Below are 16172 nucleotides of genomic sequence, written 5' to 3'. Positions count from 1 at the left end.
ATTTGCGCCCTATGTAGTATCTACAGGTAATCGTCAGGCGCGGCCCATCGGACGACGGACCGGGATGCCCGCGGCGGCCAGTGCGGCGTGCGCGTCGCCGATCGAGGCCTGGCCGAAATGGAAGATCGAGGCGGCGAGCACGGCGCTGGCATGGCCGTCGCGGATGCCGGCGACGAGATCGTCAAGCCCGCCTACGCCGCCGCTCGCGACCACGGGGACGCTGACGCGGTCTGCGATCGCTCGGATCAGCTCGAGGTCGTAGCCGCTGCGCGTGCCGTCGCGGTCCATCGAGGTGACGAGCAGTTCGCCGGCGCCGAGTTCTGCCAGGTGCAGCGCGTGTGCTACGGCGTCGATTCCGGTGCCGCGGCGGCCGCCATGCGTGAAGACTTCCCAGCCGCCCTCGACGCGGCGGGCGTCGACACTGGCGACGCAGCACTGGCTGCCGAAGCGTTCGGCAATGTCGGCGACGAGTTCGGGACGCTCGACCGCGGCGGAATTGACCGCGACCTTGTCGGCGCCGGCGAGCAGAAGCGCGCGGGCGTCGTTGGCGGTGCGCACGCCGCCGCCTACTGTCAGCGGCATGAAGCAGACCGCGGCAGTGCGGCTGACGACGTCGAGGATCGTGCCGCGGCCTTCGTGGGACGCGCCGATGTCGAGGAAACAGAGCTCGTCGGCGCCGGCGGCGTCATAGGCGCGGGCCTGTTCGACGGGGTCGCCGGCGTCGCGGAGCTCGACGAAGTTGACGCCCTTCACGACGCGGCCGTCGGCGACGTCGAGGCAGGGGATGACGCGGGCTCTGACGGTCATGCTTGGGTCCAGAAGGGGGTTTCACGCGGAGGCGCGGAGACGCGGAGGGGCGGCGTAGCCGCGCAGGAAGGGGTTTTCGCGCAGAGGCGCAGAGGACGCAGAGATAGAGAGGCTGCGCGCGACGGTGAGCGGAGCATCCAGACCATAGGATGAGGGACTGCTGTCGCGGTCAGGCGCGCAGCCTCTGCGTTCTCTGCGCCTCTGCGCGAAAAATCCTTCTCTCCGCGTCTCCGCGCCTCCGCGTGAACCCTCATGCGGCCGAGGCTACAGAAAGCGCTGCGGCAAGGTCGAGGCGGCCGTCGTAGAGGGCGCGGCCGGTGATGACGCCTTCGACGCCGTCGCGGGCGTGGAGGGCTAGGACGTGGATCTCGGCGATGCCTTTCACGCCGCCGCTGGCGATCACGGGGATGTCAACCGAGCGCGCGAGGTCGACGGTGGCCTCGACGTTGCAGCCTTTGAGCATCCCGTCGCGGCCGACATCGGTGAAGAGGAGCGAGGCGACGCCGACATCCTCGAAGCGGCGGGCGAGGTCGACCGCGCTGGTCGTCGAGACGTCGGCCCAGCCCTTGGTCGCGACCATGCCGTCCTTGGCATCGACCGCGACGACGATGCCGCCCGGGAAATCCTTCGCGACGCCGCGGACGAAGTCGGGATCCTCGAGCGCGGCCGTGCCGATGACGACGCGCGAGACGCCGAGGTCGAACCAGCCTTCGACGCTGGCGCGGGTGCGGATGCCGCCGCCGAGCTGGACGTGCCCGGGGAACTGCTTGACGATCGCCCTGACCGCGTCGCCGTTGACCGAGGCACCCGCGAACGCGCCGTCGAGGTCGACGACGTGGAGATGACCGGCGCCCGCTTGCGCGAACAGCATCGCCTGCGCGGCGGGATCGTCGCCGTAGACGGTGGCGCGGTCCATATCGCCCTCGGCGAGGCGGACGACCTGGCCGGCCTTGAGGTCGATGGCGGGGAAGACGATGAGCGTCATGAATTTCGTTCCAACTCGTCACCCCGGCGAAGGCTGGGGTCTTTTCGTAACAGGGAGACCCCAGCCTTTGCCGGGGTGAGGGGCAGTCTTACGGCGCCCATGCCAGAAAACGCTCCAGCAGCGCGAGGCCGTAGCGCTGGCTCTTCTCGGGGTGGAACTGGACCCCGACCATCGTGTCGCGGCCGATCGCGGCGGTGACCGCGCCGGCATGGTCGGTGGTCGCGATCACGTCGCTGCCGTCGAACGCGAAGCTGTGGAGGAAATAGGCCTCGCCGGGTTCGATCAGCGGATGTACGCCGTTGGGCACGACGTCGTTCCAGCCCATGTGCGGGACCTTCGCCTCCATCGTGGCTGGCTCCAGGTGGCGCACGCGGCCGTGGATCCACCCGAGTCCGGCGTGCGTACCCATCTCCTCGCCGGCGTCGGCCATCAGCTGCATGCCGACGCAGATGCCGAGGAAGGGCGTGCCTTCGGTGCGGACTCGGCGGTCGAGGGCGTCGATCATGCCGGGAACCGCGCGCAATGCAGCAGCGCAGGCACCGTAGGCGCCGACTCCGGGCAGGACGATCCGGTCCGCCTTCGCGACCGTGTCGGCGTCCGCGGTCACGATCAGGTCGGTGCAGCCTGCGGTGCGCAGTGCGTTCTCGACCGAATGGAGGTTGCCGGCGCCGTAGTCGATGAGCGCGAGGGTCAAATCCCCCTCCCGCTTGCGGGAGGGGTCAGGGGAGGGGGTGACATATCCGGGACCGCAACGCTGGAGGACAGGCCCTCCCCCAGCCCCTCCCGCGAGCGGGAGGGGGGCATTAGAGTATTCCCTTGGTCGACGGGATCGCGTCGGCCTTGCGCGGGTCGATCTCGATCGCAGTGCGCAGCGCGCGTGCGACGCCCTTGAACGCGGCTTCGGCGATGTGGTGGTTGTTGGTGCCGTACAGCGTCTCGACGTGCAGCGTGATGCCGGCGGCCTGCGCGAAGCTGTGGAAGAAATGTTCGAACATCTCGGTGTCCATGCCACCGAGACGCGGCTGCGAGAACAGGTCCTTCCAGACCAGCCACGGCCGACCCGAGATGTCGAGCGCGACCCGGGTCAGCGTCTCGTCCATCGGCGACAGCGCGTCGCCGTACCGCGTGATGCCGCGCTTGTCGCCGAGCGCCTGCGCGAAGGCCTGGCCGATCGCGATCCCGGTGTCCTCGACGGTGTGATGCTCGTCGATGTGCAGGTCGCCCTTGGTGCGGACGGTCAGGTCGATGAGCGAATGGCGCGAGAGCTGTTCGAGCATGTGGTCGAAGAAGCCGACGCCGGTCGACACGTCGTAGACGCCGGTGCCGTCGAGGGTGACGGTGACGTCGATCGCCGTCTCGGCGGTGGAGCGGGAGATCGTGGCGGTGCGCATGAACCCCCCATAACGCACCCGTCGGCGCATGCAATCTTGACCCCCCTTCGAATGGCGCTACCCAAGGGGACATGAGCGATGGCCTAACCGATAGTCTGATTCCGTACGATGAGATCGTCCAGGAAGCCCTGCGTGCCGTGGTCGGCCGTGTGCTCGGGTCGGTCGCGGAGGCCGGCGGGCTGCCCGGCGAGCATCATTTCTACATCACCTTCAAGACGCAGGCGCCCGGCGTCGACATCCCGAAGCGGCTGATCGAGCGGTTTCCCGACGAGATGACGATCGTGATGCAGAACCGCTATTGGGATCTGGTCGTCGACGAGGAGCGGTTCTCGATCGGGCTTTCGTTCAACCAGGTGCCGTCGAAGCTGGTGATTCCCTATTCGGCGATTACTGGGTTCCAGGATCCGGCTGTGAGCTTCGAGCTGCGGTTCCAGGCGCAGGAGGGGCCGGACGACGGCCCCGGCGGGCATGACGCGGCGGAGAATGACGGGCCGACGGTGACGCCGGTCGAGGACGGCTCGAACGTGGTGTCGGTCGACTTCAAGCGGAAGAAATGACGTCATCCTGAACTCGGTTCAGGATCCACCTTTCCGTCGCGAGCGCGGTGGGTGGCGCTTGGTGGATGCTGAAACAAGTTCAGCATGACGGGGGTTTGTACGGGATGACCCAAAACACCACCCGGACCGAAACCGACTCGCTCGGTCCCATCGAAGTCCCCGCAGACGCGTACTGGGGTGCGCAGACCGAGCGCAGCCTCGAGAACTTCCCGTTCGGCGCGCGCGAGCGGATGCCGATCGAGATCGTCCATGCGCTGGCGCTGGTGAAGCAGGCGGCAGCGCGGGTGAACCGGGCGCATGGCCTGCCCGCGGAGAAGGCCGACGCGATCGAGGCGGCGGCGGCGGAGATCGTCGCTGGGAAGCTCGACGACCAGTTCCCGCTCGTCATCTGGCAGACGGGCAGCGGGACGCAGTCGAACATGAACGTCAACGAGGTGATCGCGGGGCGCGCCAACGAGGTGCTGACCGGCACGCGCGGCGGCAAGACGCCGATCCACCCGAACGACGACGTCAATATGAGCCAGTCGTCGAACGACAGCTTCCCGACCGCGCTGCATATTGCCGCGGCGCTGGCCTCGACCGAGCGCCTGCTGCCGGCGCTCCAGCGGCTGGAGGATGCGCTGTTCGCCAAGGCGGCGGCGTGGGACGACATCGTCAAGATCGGCCGCACGCACCTCCAGGACGCGACGCCCCTGACGCTGGGGCAGGAGTTTTCTGGGTATGGCGCGCAGCTGAAACTCGCGCGGGTGCGGATCGAGCCGTTCGTGACACACGCGCTGGCGCGGCTGGCACAGGGTGGGACGGCGGTCGGGACCGGCCTCAACGCGCCGGCCGGGTTCGGCGAGGCGTTCGCTAGGGAGGTGAGCGCGCTCACCGGCTTTGCGTTCGAGACCGCTCCGAACAAGTTCGAGGCGCTGGCGTCGAATGACACGCTGGTGGATTTCTCAGGGCGGCTCAACAGCCTCGCGGTCGCGCTTACCAAGATCGCCAACGACATCCGGTTGCTGGGGTCTGGGCCGCGGTCTGGGCTGGGCGAGCTCGACCTGCCCGCCAACGAGCCCGGCAGCTCGATCATGCCGGGCAAGGTCAATCCGACTCAGTGCGAGATGCTCACGATGGTGGCGGGGCAGGTGATCGGAAATCACATGGCGATCACCGTCGGGGGGATGCAGGGGCATCTGGAGCTCAACGTGTTCAAGCCGCTGATCGGGGCGAACGTGCTGCGGTCGATCGACCTGTTGAGTGTTGCGATGGAGTCGTTCGCGCGGCGCTGCGTCGACGGGATCGAGCCGAATCGGGGGCGGATCGGCGAGCTGGTCGATCGGTCGCTGATGCTGGTCACCGCGCTCGCGCCCGAGATCGGGTACGACAATGCCGCCAAGATCGCCAAGCATGCGCATGCCGAGGGGCTGACGCTGAAGGAGGCGGGGCTGGCGCTGGGGCTGGTCGATGCCGAGACGTTCGACCGCGTGGTGCGGCCGGAGGATATGCTGGGGCGCTGAAATCCCCCCCCTGCAAGGGGAGGTGGCTGGCGCAGCCAGACGGAGAGGTGTCACCCTATCGATAGCGGGTCACCCCTCCGTCAGCCCTGCGGGCTGCCACCTCCCCTTGCAGGGGAGGATTGTCGGCACGGAACCTCCGCCGCCGTCCTGCGCTATCCCCGCAGCAAAAAGGGAAACGGACATGGGTGCAACGACCATCGGCGCGCTGATTGGCGCGGGGATCGATTCGATGAGCGGCGACGACGGCAACGCCGATGGCGCGATCATCGGCGCGATCACCGCCAACGTGCTGAAGGTCGTCGTGCCGATGGCGGTGACCTATGCGATCGGCTGGGCGGTGCTTCGCGGCGCGGCTGAGCTGAAGGACCAGGTTTTTGGAGAGGTGAAGGCATGACTGGACGGATTGTCAGCGCATTGGTTGGCCGCGAAATGGGTCGCCGCGAAGGCGGCAGCGGTACCAAGGGCGCGATCGCGGGCGTCGTCGCGATGAGCGCGATGCGGCGCATGGGTCCGCTGGGTCTGATCCTTGGCGGCGGCTATGCGGCCAAGAAGGCCTATGATCGCAACAAGGCGCGCAAGCAGGGCTATTGATCGCCCGCGAGTCCACCGCGTGAATATCGGGCGCGGGGCGACCATGGGTTGACGCCCATGGCCGCCCCGCGCCAAAGGCGCGCATGCCTCATTCCACACAGTCCGACCTGCATGGCTTTCGCCGCCGCGGCGTGTTGTTCGTCCTGTCCTCGCCGTCGGGCGCCGGCAAGTCGACGATCGCGCGACGATTGCTCGCCGACGAACCCGAGCTCGCCATGTCGGTGTCGGCAACGACCCGCGCGATGCGGCCGGGCGAGGTCGAGGGCAAGGACTATCATTTCGTCGATCTCGAGGAATTCCGCCGCATGGTGGCGGAGGACGAGTTCCTCGAATGGGCGCACGTGTTCAACCATCGCTACGGTACGCCCAGGGGGCAGGTCGAAGCGATGCTGGCCGCCGGCAAGGACGTGCTGTTCGATATCGACTGGCAGGGCGCGCAGCAGCTGTTCCAGATTTCCGGCGCCGACGTGGTCCGGGTGTTCATCTTCCCGCCGTCGATGGAGGAACTGCACCGCCGCCTCACCAGCCGGGGGACGGATTCGACCGAGGTCATCGACGCACGGATGGCGCGCGCCGCGAACGAGGTCAGCCACTGGGACGGCTACGACTATGTGCTGGTCAACGACGACGTCGACAGCTGCATCCGCGGCGTGAAGACGATCCTCGCGGCCGAGCGGTTGAAGCGCTCGCGGCAGCAGGGGCTGATCGGGTTCATCCGGCGGCTGACGCGCTAGGCATCGTCATGCTGAACTTGGTTCAGCATCCACCCAACCACACACGGTATCGCACGTGGACGGGTAGACCCTGAAACAAGTTCAGGGTGACGGGGTGAGTAATCCCAGGAACTGCACGCCGAAATCGAACTCGCGGCGCTTTGCCGCGCGCGACTGAGCAGCCTGCCAGTCTTCGCCCCACATCTCGACCGACCAGTCCTCGTCGATCCCGGCCGCCGCCCAGGCTGTGTTGGCGTCGATCCGCTGTTCGAGCAGCGCCAACGCGATGATCACCGATCCGGTGAGCGTAACGACCGGGGACAGCCCGGCGAGCGCGAACGGATCGAAGGCCGCGACGGTCGTGCTTAGCCTGGCGATGGTCGCGGGCGGCTGCGTGACGTGCATCACGCCGGACGTCACCGCGAAATGCACGTCATAGCGAGCCGCAGCCCAATCGAGCAGCGGATCCCAGGACGCGGCCTGGCGCTCGACCAGCGGCGGCGGGCCTTCGGAGCGATAGCAGAGCAGGTCGCTCTCGGCATAGCGCGCGAGCCCTGCAGCGAACGCGGCAGGATCGGTCGCGATCGGATCGGTAGCAGCGTTGGCGAGGCCGGTCAGCGGCATTGCCCTGGGATCGATGTCGGTGCCGACCGCGCGCCATTCCTCGGCAACGGCCTGCGCCAACGCATCCGTCGGGAGCGCGAGTGGCCGGCGACCGGGCGTGCGCACCGGCTTGCTGTCGAGCGTGACCACCCGGGCGTCGTCGATCGCGACGTCGGTCCAGAAGCGCTTCATGCCTCGGGCGTCCGCCAGCGGTGCGCGAGCGCCCTTGGCACCACGGCGATCAGCAGCAGCGCCGACAGCACGATCGCGACGCCGAGCGCTTTCTGCGGCCAGGCATAAGCGCGCGCGATCAGCACGAGACCGAGCATCGCGCCCGCGGTGCCGGCGATGCGCACGCCGACCAGCGCCAGCCAGCGCCCCTGCGCCTTGTCGGTCACGGACGGGCTACCAGCCGCGGCAGATCGGCGACGTCGCTGGCGACGACGTCCGCGCCTGCGTCGGACAGTTCGTGGATGGCGTGATAGCCCCAGGCGACACCCACCGCGCGCGCGCCCGCTGCCTTGGCCATCGCCATGTCGAAGCTCGTGTCGCCGATCATCGCGGTATCCTGCGGGCTTGCGCCGGCCTCCGCCATCGCGGCGAGCAACATCGTCGGATCGGGCTTGGACGGGTGGCGGTCGGCGGTCTGCAGCGTCACGAAATGGCCGGTGATCGCGTGCTGATCGAGGATATGCGCGAGGCCGCGGTCGGACTTGCCGGTCGCAACCCCGAGCAGCCAGCCGTCATCGACCAGATTGCGCAGGACGTCGGCGATGCCGTCGAACAACGGCTCCTCGATCAGCGTGCCGCTCGTGCGCATCGCGCGGAACGATTCCTTGTAGCGCTCAGCGAGCAGGCGGTGCGTGTCGTCGTCCGCCTGCGGAGTCAGGACGCGCATCGCCTCAACCAGGCTCAGCCCGACGATGCGGCGGATGGCGGCGCGGGGCGGCGCGACGAGGCCCGACTCCTCGAATGCGGTTTCGCAGGCGACGCAGATGTTCGCCTGGCTGTCGACGAGCGTCCCGTCGCAATCGAATACGGCTAGGCGGATGGACATCGCGCTCTGGTAGATGATGCGGGAGGACAGTCAACGCGCATACCCACGACTGTCGACCAAAGCCGCGCGTCCGCGGCGGAGGCCGGGGCCCAGTTGGTGAGGTCGATGTAAGGGAGCGATGCCCGTCGCCACGATCGTTTCCCAACTGGGCCCCGGCCTCCGCCGGGGTGGGTTTTCAACGGTTTACCGCTTCGGCGCGCCCTTGGGCTTCACGCCGCCGGGTTTGCCCGCTTTCGCGCCACCGGACCGTGCATTGGCGCGGGGCTTGTCGTCCTGCGCGCCGCGCCCGCGACGTTCGCCGCGATGCTCCTTGCGCATCACCTTCGAGTGCGCCTTGGCGCGGCTCTTCAGCTGCTCCTTCGACATCGGGGTCTTTTCTTCGAGCACCAGCGCGTCGCCGAGCTTCTCGTCGAAGCCCAGTTGCTTGAGGCTCTCGGCGAAATGCGTCGGCAGCTCGGCGGTGACGTCGATGCCGCCGCCATCGGGATGGTCGACCTTGATGCGGCGCGCGTGCAGATGCATCTTCCGCGAGATGCCGCCGGTCAGGAACGCCGCGGCGCCGCCGTATTTGCCGTCGCCGACGATCGGGTGGCCGATCGCCGCCATGTGGACGCGGAGCTGGTGCGTGCGGCCGGTGAAGGGCTGCAGCTCGACCCAGGCGGCGCGGTTGCCGGCGCGCTCGATGACGCGGTAGCGGGTGCGTGCGGGCGCGCCCTCGGCCTCGTCGACATGCATCTTCTCGCCGCCGGTGCCGGGCTGCTTGGCGATTGGGAGCTCGATCATGCCGTCCTCGATCGACGGTACGTCGACCACCAGTGCCCAATAGACCTTCCGTGCGGTGCGGCTCGAAAAGGCCTTGGCGAAGAACGCCGCGGCGCGGCTGGTGCGCGCGACGAGCAGCGCGCCCGACGTGTCCTTGTCGAGCCGGTGGACGAGCTTGGGACGGCCCTCATTGTCGTACTGCAGCGCGTCGAGCAGGCCGTCGACATGCTGCGTGGTCTTGGTCCCGCCCTGCGTCGCGAGACCGGGGGGCTTGTTGAGGACGAACGCCTGGAAGTCCTTGTGGATCACCATCGCCTGCGCGGCCTCGGTCTCTTCCTCGGAAAGGATCACGCGTTCGCGGACGCGCTTGGGCTTGTCGACGTCGGCCGCGGCCTTGTCGGCCTCGGGGGGCGGCACGCGCAGCATCTGGCCGGCGGCGATGCGGTCGCCGGGGGTCGCGCGGGCGCCGTCGACGCGGAGCTGGCCGGTGCGCGCCCACATCGCGACGGTGGTGTAGCTGGTGTCGGGCAGATGCCGCTTGAACCAGCGATCGAGACGGATGCCGTCGTCGTCGAAGCCGACATTATATTCGCGGACGCCGGCGTCCTTGCTGTCGCTCTTGCCTGCGGTCATGCGACGGTCCTTGCAAGCGTGAGGCCGGCGAACAGCGCGGCGATCGAGCCGATGACGGACACGAGGACATAGCCGAGCGCGACCGTCAGCTGGCCGCGTTCGATCATCGTCACCACATCGAGCGAGAAGGACGAGAAGGTCGTGAACCCGCCGAGCACGCCGACGCCGAGCAGCAGCCGCCACGTCTCGCCACCGTTCGACGCGCGCGCGAGCACGCCAACCAGCGCCCCCATCAGCAGCCCGCCGACAAGGTTCACGGCAAGCGTGCCATAGGGGAAACCGGGTCCGAACAGCGACAGCGTCGCGCGGCCCGTCAGATACCGCGCGCCGGAGCCGAAGGCGCCGCCGAGCATGACATACAGGAGAGACATGATGCGCCCGTAGCGCGAATCGCGCCCCGGCGGAAGCCGCGCGTCCGGACTCCGGTCAGATCCCGGCGTTGGAGACGAGATCGACCTCGCTGCCGCCGCCGCTGCGCGCCGTGACATAGACGACATAGGCGTCCTCGCCGCGAGTGCCGCCGAGCACATGCTGCGCGCCGTCGGTGCGGTGCCCGGTCGAATACCCCGCCTTCGTCGCCCTGGTGTAGTAGAAGTCGATCAGGCGATCGACGGTCGCGGCGCTGGCGAAGCTGACGACGCGGAGCCGGCAGCCGTCCTGGTCCGCACCCGCTGCCTCGGCGAGCCGTGCGTCGGGGTAGAGCGGCAGGTCGGCGGGCAGGCGGTTCGCCCAGCCCGCGCTGTAGCCGATCGCGCCGGCGCAGGCCGCGGTGCGGCGATTGGCCTGGCGTTCGGCAAGCGCGCCGAGCGTCAGCGCACCCTTGGCAGCCTTGCATTCGGGGCAGTCGCCGCTGGGCGCCGGTGCCTTTTTCAGCGTCGCCGGGTCGGTCGGATCGGTGCGCGGCGCGACTCCGTCGGGCGGCACCGCGCCGCTGGCCGGGCGGGGCGGCGGACGGACCGCGTTGCCGTTGGACGATTGCGCGAGCGTCGGGTCGACCATGATCTGGTCGGCGAGCGCCGCGGTGAGCGCAGGGTCGCGCGCGTTGCCCGTATTGCTCGCGGTCAGTTCGGCGTCGAGGCTGTTCAGATCCTGGCCGGCGGGAGCCTTGTCGCACGCGATCAGGGCAAGAGCGAGCAGGGGGATGGCGCGAATCGGTTTCATGGCGCGAGTGTATAGCGGGGCGGGCGTCAAGAAAGCGTTGTCGCGAGGCTGGGCTGGATCGCGCGGCACACTTGTCGGCGACCGAGCGCTACGCCATATCCGGGGCATGCTGAACCTTGTCTCGATCCTCATCGGCCTCGTCACGCTCGCCCTGGGGCTGGTCGCGTTCATACCGCTGCTGGGGTGGATGAACTGGATGGTGATCCCGATCGGGATCGTCGGCGCGGCGGTCGGCGCGCTGTCGTCGAGCAATGCCGGGCGGAACCTCAACGTGGTGCTGATCATCATCTTCGCGCTGCGGCTGATGCTGGGCGGCGGGATTATCTGATTTCGGGCGGCATCGTCGATGGCGATGCGGCTTGTGCCTTACCATGGGTGGCGTCGCCGGTACGACTCCGCGACACGTCAACGTCGTCATCCCCGCGGAGGCGGGGATCCATATACTCGGACGTTGCGGGCTTCCCGCAAAGCTAGCCAGTCTGGATCCCCGCCTTCGCGGGGATGACGGATTTGGGACGCACGGGTGGGCTATCGTGCTGTCCCGTAGTGCCGCGCCTTCGAACGTTTGCGTGCGCGGCACGATGGATGCCGGACCATGTCCGGCGTGACGCGGGATTACGCCAGCGTGTGCTCGAGCGTGATCTCGCAGTTCAGGACCTTCGAGATCGGGCAGTTCGCCTTGGCGTCCGCGGCGATCGCCTCGAACTCGTCCTTTGCGATGCCGTCGACCTTGGCGTTGAGCGTCAGCGCGGACTTGGTGATCTTGAAGCCGTCGCCGTCCTTGTCGAGCGTGACCTTCGCGCTGGTTTCGAGCGTGCCGGCCGAATAGCCCTTGCCCGCGAGCGCGAAGCTCAGCGCCATCGTGAAGCAGCTCGCATGCGCGGCGGCGATCAGTTCCTCGGGGTTGGTGCCGGGCTCGTTCTCGAACCGCGTGTTGAAGCCGTAGGCGTTGTCGGAGAGGACGCCCGACTGCGTCGAGACATGGCCCTTGCCGTCCTTGCCGAGGCCTTCATATTTTGCCGAAGCGCTACGGGTCGTCATGATTTCTGTCTCCTGAAATGCAAAAGGGGCGCCCGCGATCATCTCGCGAGCGCCCCGATTGTTCCGCCGCCCGGGCCTAACCCAGGGGATTGCCTAGTGGTCCGGGCAAGGCCCGGACCGGGCCGTTTAGCGGCAGCGACGGTTGTTGTTGCTCGAACCCTTGTCGATCGCGCGACCGGCGAGACCGCCGAGGACCGCGCCGCCGAGCGTACCGACCGTGCGGTCGCCGCGGGTGTCGACCGTGCGGCCGAGCAGCGCGCCACCGACGCCGCCGATGATCGTGCCGGTCGTGCCGTTGTTCTTCTTACAATAGATCCGGCCGTCGCGACCGCGCCATTCGCGACGCGCTTCGGCGGACGACACCGGGACCAGCATCGTCGGCAGGACCATCGCGGTGCACCCCAGGGCGAGCATCATCTTACGCATATTCTTACTCCCGTTTTGAAAAGAACTGTTGCCGTAACGTTGGGAGAATAAGGACGGTTGCATGAACCTGAAACAACCGCACGTTCAGGAAGCCAAAGGGTTCCGTCGCGTGCGGCAACGAACTGGGATAAGCCCCTGCAAATGCTGCCGACACCCATCCTTCCCGTCGCAATCCTGCCCGTCGCGGCGCCCTGGGCCGATCTGGCCGGGCTGGCGGTTTTCGCCGCCTCGGGCGCGCTTGCCGCGGCGAAGCGCGGGCAGACCGCGGTCACGCTCGCCTTCTTCGCGCTGATCACTGGGGTCGGCGGGGGTACGGTGCGCGACTTGCTGATTGGTGCGCCGGTGTTCTGGGTGCATGACGCGCGTGCTGCGGCGGTGTGCCTGGCGATGGCGTTGCTGATCTGGACGACGCCGGCGCGCTGGTGGAAGGACGAGGCGCTCGACTGGTTCGATGCGCTGGGGCTTGCCGCCTATGCGGTGTACGGCGCGTCGAAGGCGATGCGCTATGGCATCCCGCCGGTCCCGGCAGCGGTGATGGGGGTGGTGGCCGCGTGCGTCGGGGGGATCATCCGCGACGTGCTGGCGGGCGAGCCGTCGATCCTGATGCGGCCCGAGCTGTACGTCACGGCCGCGGCGCTGGCGTCGGCGACCTATGTCGGGCTGGTGTTGCTGGGCGTGCCGCAGGGCTGGGCGGCGCTGGCCGGCGCGAGCGCGGGGTTCACGCTGCGCGCGGCGGCAATCCGGTTCCACCTGGCGCTGCCGGCGTATCCGGGCACGCGGTGAGCCTTCATCCCGGCGTTCGTCGGGATGACGGATGAGCGCCCGATCCGGCGTTACAGGAAGCGTTTCAGCAGCCCGACATTGGTCTTGCCCAGTTCGATCACCGAATCGCCGCGGCCGCTGAGGACTGCCTTGGCCATGTAGAGCGTGAAGCCCTTCATCTGTTCGATCGTGATCTTCGGCGGCATGGACAGTTCGGTGCGCGCGGTGACGGCGTCGAGCAGCGCGGGGCCGGGATGCGCGAGGACGTCGCGAACGCCGGCCTCGACCTCGCCCGGATCGGTGATGCGAACGCCGTGGATGCCGATCGCCCGCGCCATCGCGGCAAAATCGGGGTTGTCGAGCGTCACGCCGGTCTCGACCAGGCCCGCCGCCTTCATCTCCATCTCGACGAAGCCGAGCGTGCCGTTGTTGAAGACGATGATCTTCACGGGCAGGTTGAGCTGCTTGATCGTCAGCAGCTCGCCCATCAGCATGGCGAGACCGCCGTCGCCCGACAGCGTCACCACCTGCCGCCCCGGATAGGCCGCCTGCGCGCCGATCGCCTGTGGCAGTGCGTTGGCCATCGAGCCGTGGTTGAACGAGCCCAGCAGGCGGCGGCGGCCGTTCATCGCGAGGTAGCGCGCGGCCCAGACGGTGGGCGTGCCGACATCGCAGGCGAACACCGCGTCGTCGGCGGCCTGTTCGCTGAGTACGCGCGCGACGTGCTGGGGGTGGAGGACGCCGCTGCCGGGGGTGCCGTGCGCGAGCTCGTCCAGGCCTTCGCGCGCCTTCGCATAATCCTTGCGCGAGGCCTGCAGGAAGTCGCCGTCGCGGGGCGCGGTCAATTTAGGGAGCAGCGCGGCGATGGTCGCGCCGACGTCACCGATCAGGCCGATGTCGATGCCGGTGCGGCGACCGAGGTTCTCCGAGCGGATATCGATCTGCGCGACCTTGGCCTTGGTCGGGAAGAACTGCCGATAGGGGAAGTCAGTGCCGAGCATCAGCAGCGTGTCGCAGCCCATCATCGCGTCGTAGCCCGACGAGAAGCCGATCAGCCCGGTCATGCCGACGTCATAGGGGTTGTCATATTCGACGAACTCCTTGCCGCCGAGCGCATGGACGATCGGCGCCTGCAACGTCTTGGCGAGATCGAGCAGCGCCGCGTGTGCGGTACGGCAGCCGCGGCCGGCAAGGATGGTGACGCGGCCGGAGCCGTTGAGCAACGCGGCGAGTTCGGCCACGCCCGCCGCATCGGGGACGATCGTCGCAGGCGCGGGCAGCAGCACGCCGCTGGACCTCGCGAGCGTGCCGGTCGTGGTCCGCAGTGCGACATCGCCCGACATCGCGACCACCGACACGCCGCGCTGCCCGACCGCGGCGCGGATCGCGGTGTCGAGCGTGCGCGGCATCTGGTCGGCGTCGCTGATCGTCTCGCAATAGACGCTGCATTCGCGGAACAGCGCCTCGGGGCGGGTTTCCTGGAAATAGTTCGAGCCGATCTCGGCGGTCGGAATCTGCGCGGCGATCGCCAGCACGGGCACGCGCGTGCGGTGGCAGTCGTAGAGGCCGTTGATGAGGTGCATGTTGCCGGGGCCGCACGAGCCGGCGCAGACCGCGAGCCTGCCGGTCAGTTGCGCCTCGGCACCCGCGGCGAACGCCGCGGCTTCCTCGTTGCGGACATGGACCCAGTCGATCTTGCCCTGGCGGCGCAGGCTGTCGGTCAGGCCGTTGAGGCTGTCGCCGACGACGCCGTATATACGTTCGACGCCTGCGAGGTGCAGCGTCTCGGCGAACAGATACGCGATCACGGTCTTCGACATGGGGTACTCCAGGGCTGATGGCGGAGACCCTGTAACGGACCGCGCGCGCGGCCTGTTCCGGCCGACGCTACGGCGTGGCGTGCCCGGGGGCCGGATCGTCGAGCAGGATCGGCACGCGGCCGCGCTTGTCGGGCTTCTTCGCGAGCATGCTCTTCACCGCGCCGACCGCGGCCCTGGCGATCGGCATGATCGGCGGGCCGATACCGACCTGGCAGCCCTTCTGCGAGGCGGCGCAGGGCGTGTTTTCGAGCGCGAGTGCCCGTACCGCGCTTAGTTCCGGGTTCGACGCGACGGGACGATCGGGCGGGCCGCGTTCGTCGGGCAATGGGAGGCGCGGCGAGCTGGCCTGGGTGGAGCCGCAGACGACGATGTCGCGGCCGTCGTCGGAAGTCCGCGCGCACGGGTCGGCGAGGATCGAGAAACGCTGCGGTACGGGCGGTGTGACCGGGGCGGGGGGCGGCGTCGCGGTTGCCGCCGCCGCTTGCAGGAGCAGCGCGAGGATCATGGCGCAGGGGTCCGCATGCCGGCGAATTTCGTCTCGCCGGATCCGCCCACGGTGGCGCTGACGCCTGCCCCGCCGCCGCCGACGAGGAAGGGGCCCATATCCTCCATCGGGGTGCGCGCGTGGACCAGCGCGGCGCGCTGTTCGGCAACGTTGTCGCGGCGGGCGGGTGCGGTCTTGAGGGGAACGCGGAAGCGATCGGCGTTGCGCAGGCCGCAGACGGTGATGTCGGTCGAGTTGGGATCCTGCACGCAGCGCTGCGCGACGCTTGTCATGCGGCGCGCGGTGTCGACGAGGGTAGCCGTGTCGGCCTGCAGGGCCAGGATATAGGGAAACATCTGGCACCCCGTAGCGGCGGACGGAGCGATGCTGCCCGATCGCCCGGCAGAACGCCAGCGGTCGTTAGCGGGGACGGTTCATTCCCGATCGGCCTGGATCGGTGCGACGCCGAGTCGCGGGATGTCGATCGCCGGGCAGCGGTCCATCACGACCTTGAGACCGGCAGCCTCGGCGCGGGCGGCGGCCTCGGGATTGGACACGCCGAGCTGCATCCAGACGGCCTTCGCGCCGACGGCAATCGCCTGGTCGACGGCCTCGCCGGCAGCGGCCGAGTTGCGGAAGATGTCGACGATGTCGATCGGATCACCGAGCTGCGCGAGCTCGCGGAAGACGAACTCGCCGTGGATATGCTCGCCGGTGATCTGCGGATTGACGGGTATGACGCGGTAGCCGTGCGCCTGGAGTTTCGCCATCACGCCGTAGGAGGGCCGGTCGGGGCGGTCGGAGGCGCCGATCATCGCGATCGTGCGGGCACCTTCGAGCAGTGCCTTGATGTCGGCATCGGCGGTGAGCGGCATCG

The 16172-nt window shown here is 68.6% G+C and carries 23 protein-coding genes; 7 read left to right on the top strand and 16 right to left on the bottom strand.

Annotated features, from left to right (window positions below; all coding sequences use genetic code 11):
• Positions 1–33: 33 nt before the first annotated feature.
• From hisF to hisB, 4 genes are all read right to left on the bottom strand, one after another.
• Positions 34–807, bottom strand: coding sequence for an imidazole glycerol phosphate synthase subunit HisF (gene hisF / locus FSB78_RS13220; protein WP_147083081.1), 774 nt, complete (start codon positions 805–807; stop codon positions 34–36).
• 250 nt (positions 808–1057) lie between these two features.
• Positions 1058–1792 (bottom strand): 1-(5-phosphoribosyl)-5-[(5-phosphoribosylamino)methylideneamino]imidazole-4-carboxamide isomerase, encoded by a 735-nt coding sequence (hisA, locus tag FSB78_RS13215; protein ID WP_147083080.1) that lies wholly within the window; start codon positions 1790–1792, stop codon positions 1058–1060.
• 88 nt (positions 1793–1880) lie between these two features.
• On the bottom strand, positions 1881–2486 hold the full coding sequence (gene hisH, locus FSB78_RS13210; RefSeq protein ID WP_147083079.1) for an imidazole glycerol phosphate synthase subunit HisH: 606 nt from the start codon (positions 2484–2486) through the stop codon (positions 1881–1883).
• 109 nt (positions 2487–2595) lie between these two features.
• A complete protein-coding gene (hisB, locus tag FSB78_RS13205) occupies positions 2596–3183 on the bottom strand; it encodes an imidazoleglycerol-phosphate dehydratase HisB (protein ID WP_147083078.1) in 588 nt (195 codons plus the stop codon).
• Between the two features lie 71 nt (positions 3184–3254).
• Here hisB and FSB78_RS13200 point away from each other — a divergent pair, with 71 nt between their 5' ends.
• The 5 genes from FSB78_RS13200 (at position 3255) to gmk (ending at position 6567) form a co-directional block, all read left to right on the top strand.
• Positions 3255–3740 (top strand): SspB family protein, encoded by a 486-nt coding sequence (locus tag FSB78_RS13200; protein ID WP_147083077.1) that lies wholly within the window; start codon positions 3255–3257, stop codon positions 3738–3740.
• 104 nt (positions 3741–3844) lie between these two features.
• Positions 3845–5242, top strand: a complete 1398-nt coding sequence (gene fumC / locus FSB78_RS13195) for a class II fumarate hydratase (protein WP_147083076.1) — start codon at positions 3845–3847, stop codon at positions 5240–5242.
• Between the two features lie 181 nt (positions 5243–5423).
• Positions 5424–5636 (top strand): hypothetical protein, encoded by a 213-nt coding sequence (locus FSB78_RS13190; RefSeq protein ID WP_147083075.1) that lies wholly within the window; start codon positions 5424–5426, stop codon positions 5634–5636.
• Positions 5633–5833, top strand: a complete 201-nt coding sequence (locus FSB78_RS13185; RefSeq protein WP_147083074.1) for a hypothetical protein — start codon at positions 5633–5635, stop codon at positions 5831–5833. Before FSB78_RS13190 ends, FSB78_RS13185 begins: the two co-directional genes overlap by 4 nt.
• Before the next feature lie 83 nt (positions 5834–5916).
• Positions 5917–6567 (top strand): guanylate kinase, encoded by a 651-nt coding sequence (gene gmk / locus FSB78_RS13180; protein WP_147083073.1) that lies wholly within the window; start codon positions 5917–5919, stop codon positions 6565–6567.
• An 81-nt stretch (positions 6568–6648) separates the two neighbouring features.
• On the opposite strand, the gene FSB78_RS13175 is transcribed toward gmk, so the two are convergent.
• The 6 genes from FSB78_RS13175 to FSB78_RS13150 all read right to left on the bottom strand — a co-directional run bounded on the left by FSB78_RS13175 (position 6649) and on the right by FSB78_RS13150 (position 10762).
• Positions 6649–7341, bottom strand: a complete 693-nt coding sequence (locus FSB78_RS13175) for an ATP12 family chaperone protein (RefSeq protein ID WP_147083072.1) — start codon at positions 7339–7341, stop codon at positions 6649–6651.
• Positions 7338–7547 (bottom strand): hypothetical protein, encoded by a 210-nt coding sequence (locus FSB78_RS13170; protein WP_147083071.1) that lies wholly within the window; start codon positions 7545–7547, stop codon positions 7338–7340. Before FSB78_RS13170 ends, FSB78_RS13175 begins: the two co-directional genes overlap by 4 nt.
• On the bottom strand, positions 7544–8206 hold the full coding sequence (locus FSB78_RS13165; protein ID WP_147083070.1) for an HAD-IA family hydrolase: 663 nt from the start codon (positions 8204–8206) through the stop codon (positions 7544–7546). The genes FSB78_RS13170 and FSB78_RS13165 overlap by 4 nt, the downstream gene beginning before the upstream one ends.
• Positions 8207–8389: 183 nt before the next feature.
• A complete protein-coding gene (locus FSB78_RS13160; protein ID WP_147083069.1) occupies positions 8390–9601 on the bottom strand; it encodes an RluA family pseudouridine synthase in 1212 nt (403 codons plus the stop codon).
• Positions 9598–9972 carry a fluoride efflux transporter CrcB gene (gene crcB / locus FSB78_RS13155; protein WP_422396697.1) on the bottom strand — a complete coding sequence of 125 codons (375 nt, stop codon included), beginning with the start codon at positions 9970–9972 and terminating at the stop codon, positions 9598–9600. Before crcB ends, FSB78_RS13160 begins: the two co-directional genes overlap by 4 nt.
• A gap of 55 nt (positions 9973–10027) precedes the next feature.
• Positions 10028–10762 (bottom strand): hypothetical protein, encoded by a 735-nt coding sequence (locus FSB78_RS13150; RefSeq protein ID WP_147083068.1) that lies wholly within the window; start codon positions 10760–10762, stop codon positions 10028–10030.
• Positions 10763–10868: 106 nt separating this feature from the next.
• Between FSB78_RS13150 and FSB78_RS13145 the strand changes: the two genes are divergently transcribed.
• Positions 10869–11090 carry a hypothetical protein gene (locus tag FSB78_RS13145; RefSeq protein WP_147083067.1) on the top strand — a complete coding sequence of 74 codons (222 nt, stop codon included), beginning with the start codon at positions 10869–10871 and terminating at the stop codon, positions 11088–11090.
• A 287-nt stretch (positions 11091–11377) separates the two neighbouring features.
• On the opposite strand, the gene FSB78_RS13140 is transcribed toward FSB78_RS13145, so the two are convergent.
• Both FSB78_RS13140 and FSB78_RS13135 read right to left on the bottom strand, forming a co-directional pair.
• Positions 11378–11803: an OsmC family protein gene (locus FSB78_RS13140; protein ID WP_147083066.1), complete on the bottom strand. Its 426-nt coding sequence runs from the start codon at positions 11801–11803 to the stop codon at positions 11378–11380.
• Positions 11804–11929: 126 nt separating this feature from the next.
• Positions 11930–12229: a glycine zipper 2TM domain-containing protein gene (locus tag FSB78_RS13135; RefSeq protein WP_147083065.1), complete on the bottom strand. Its 300-nt coding sequence runs from the start codon at positions 12227–12229 to the stop codon at positions 11930–11932.
• A 141-nt stretch (positions 12230–12370) separates the two neighbouring features.
• Between FSB78_RS13135 and FSB78_RS13130 the strand changes: the two genes are divergently transcribed.
• Positions 12371–13012 carry a trimeric intracellular cation channel family protein gene (locus tag FSB78_RS13130; RefSeq protein WP_147083064.1) on the top strand — a complete coding sequence of 214 codons (642 nt, stop codon included), beginning with the start codon at positions 12371–12373 and terminating at the stop codon, positions 13010–13012.
• Positions 13013–13062: 50 nt separating this feature from the next.
• On the opposite strand, the gene poxB is transcribed toward FSB78_RS13130, so the two are convergent.
• The 4 genes from poxB to FSB78_RS13110 form a co-directional block, all read right to left on the bottom strand.
• Positions 13063–14811 (bottom strand): ubiquinone-dependent pyruvate dehydrogenase, encoded by a 1749-nt coding sequence (gene poxB / locus FSB78_RS13125; protein ID WP_147083063.1) that lies wholly within the window; start codon positions 14809–14811, stop codon positions 13063–13065.
• A gap of 67 nt (positions 14812–14878) precedes the next feature.
• A complete protein-coding gene (locus FSB78_RS13120) occupies positions 14879–15316 on the bottom strand; it encodes a hypothetical protein (protein WP_147083062.1) in 438 nt (145 codons plus the stop codon).
• The gene (locus tag FSB78_RS13115) at positions 15313–15651 is read right to left on the bottom strand and encodes a hypothetical protein (protein WP_147083061.1); all 339 of its coding nucleotides are present in this window, start codon (positions 15649–15651) and stop codon (positions 15313–15315) included. The genes FSB78_RS13120 and FSB78_RS13115 overlap by 4 nt, the downstream gene beginning before the upstream one ends.
• Before the next feature lie 78 nt (positions 15652–15729).
• Positions 15730–16170 (bottom strand): CoA-binding protein, encoded by a 441-nt coding sequence (locus FSB78_RS13110; protein WP_147083060.1) that lies wholly within the window; start codon positions 16168–16170, stop codon positions 15730–15732.
• Positions 16171–16172: the final 2 nt, after the last annotated feature.

The sequence above is a fragment of the Sphingomonas ginsenosidivorax genome (assembly GCF_007995065.1).
In the GTDB taxonomy this organism is placed as follows: Bacteria; Pseudomonadota; Alphaproteobacteria; order Sphingomonadales; family Sphingomonadaceae; genus Sphingomonas; species Sphingomonas ginsenosidivorax.
The sequence above is the reverse complement of the archived record's forward strand: the minus strand, read 5'-3'. Positions and strand labels throughout refer to the sequence as shown.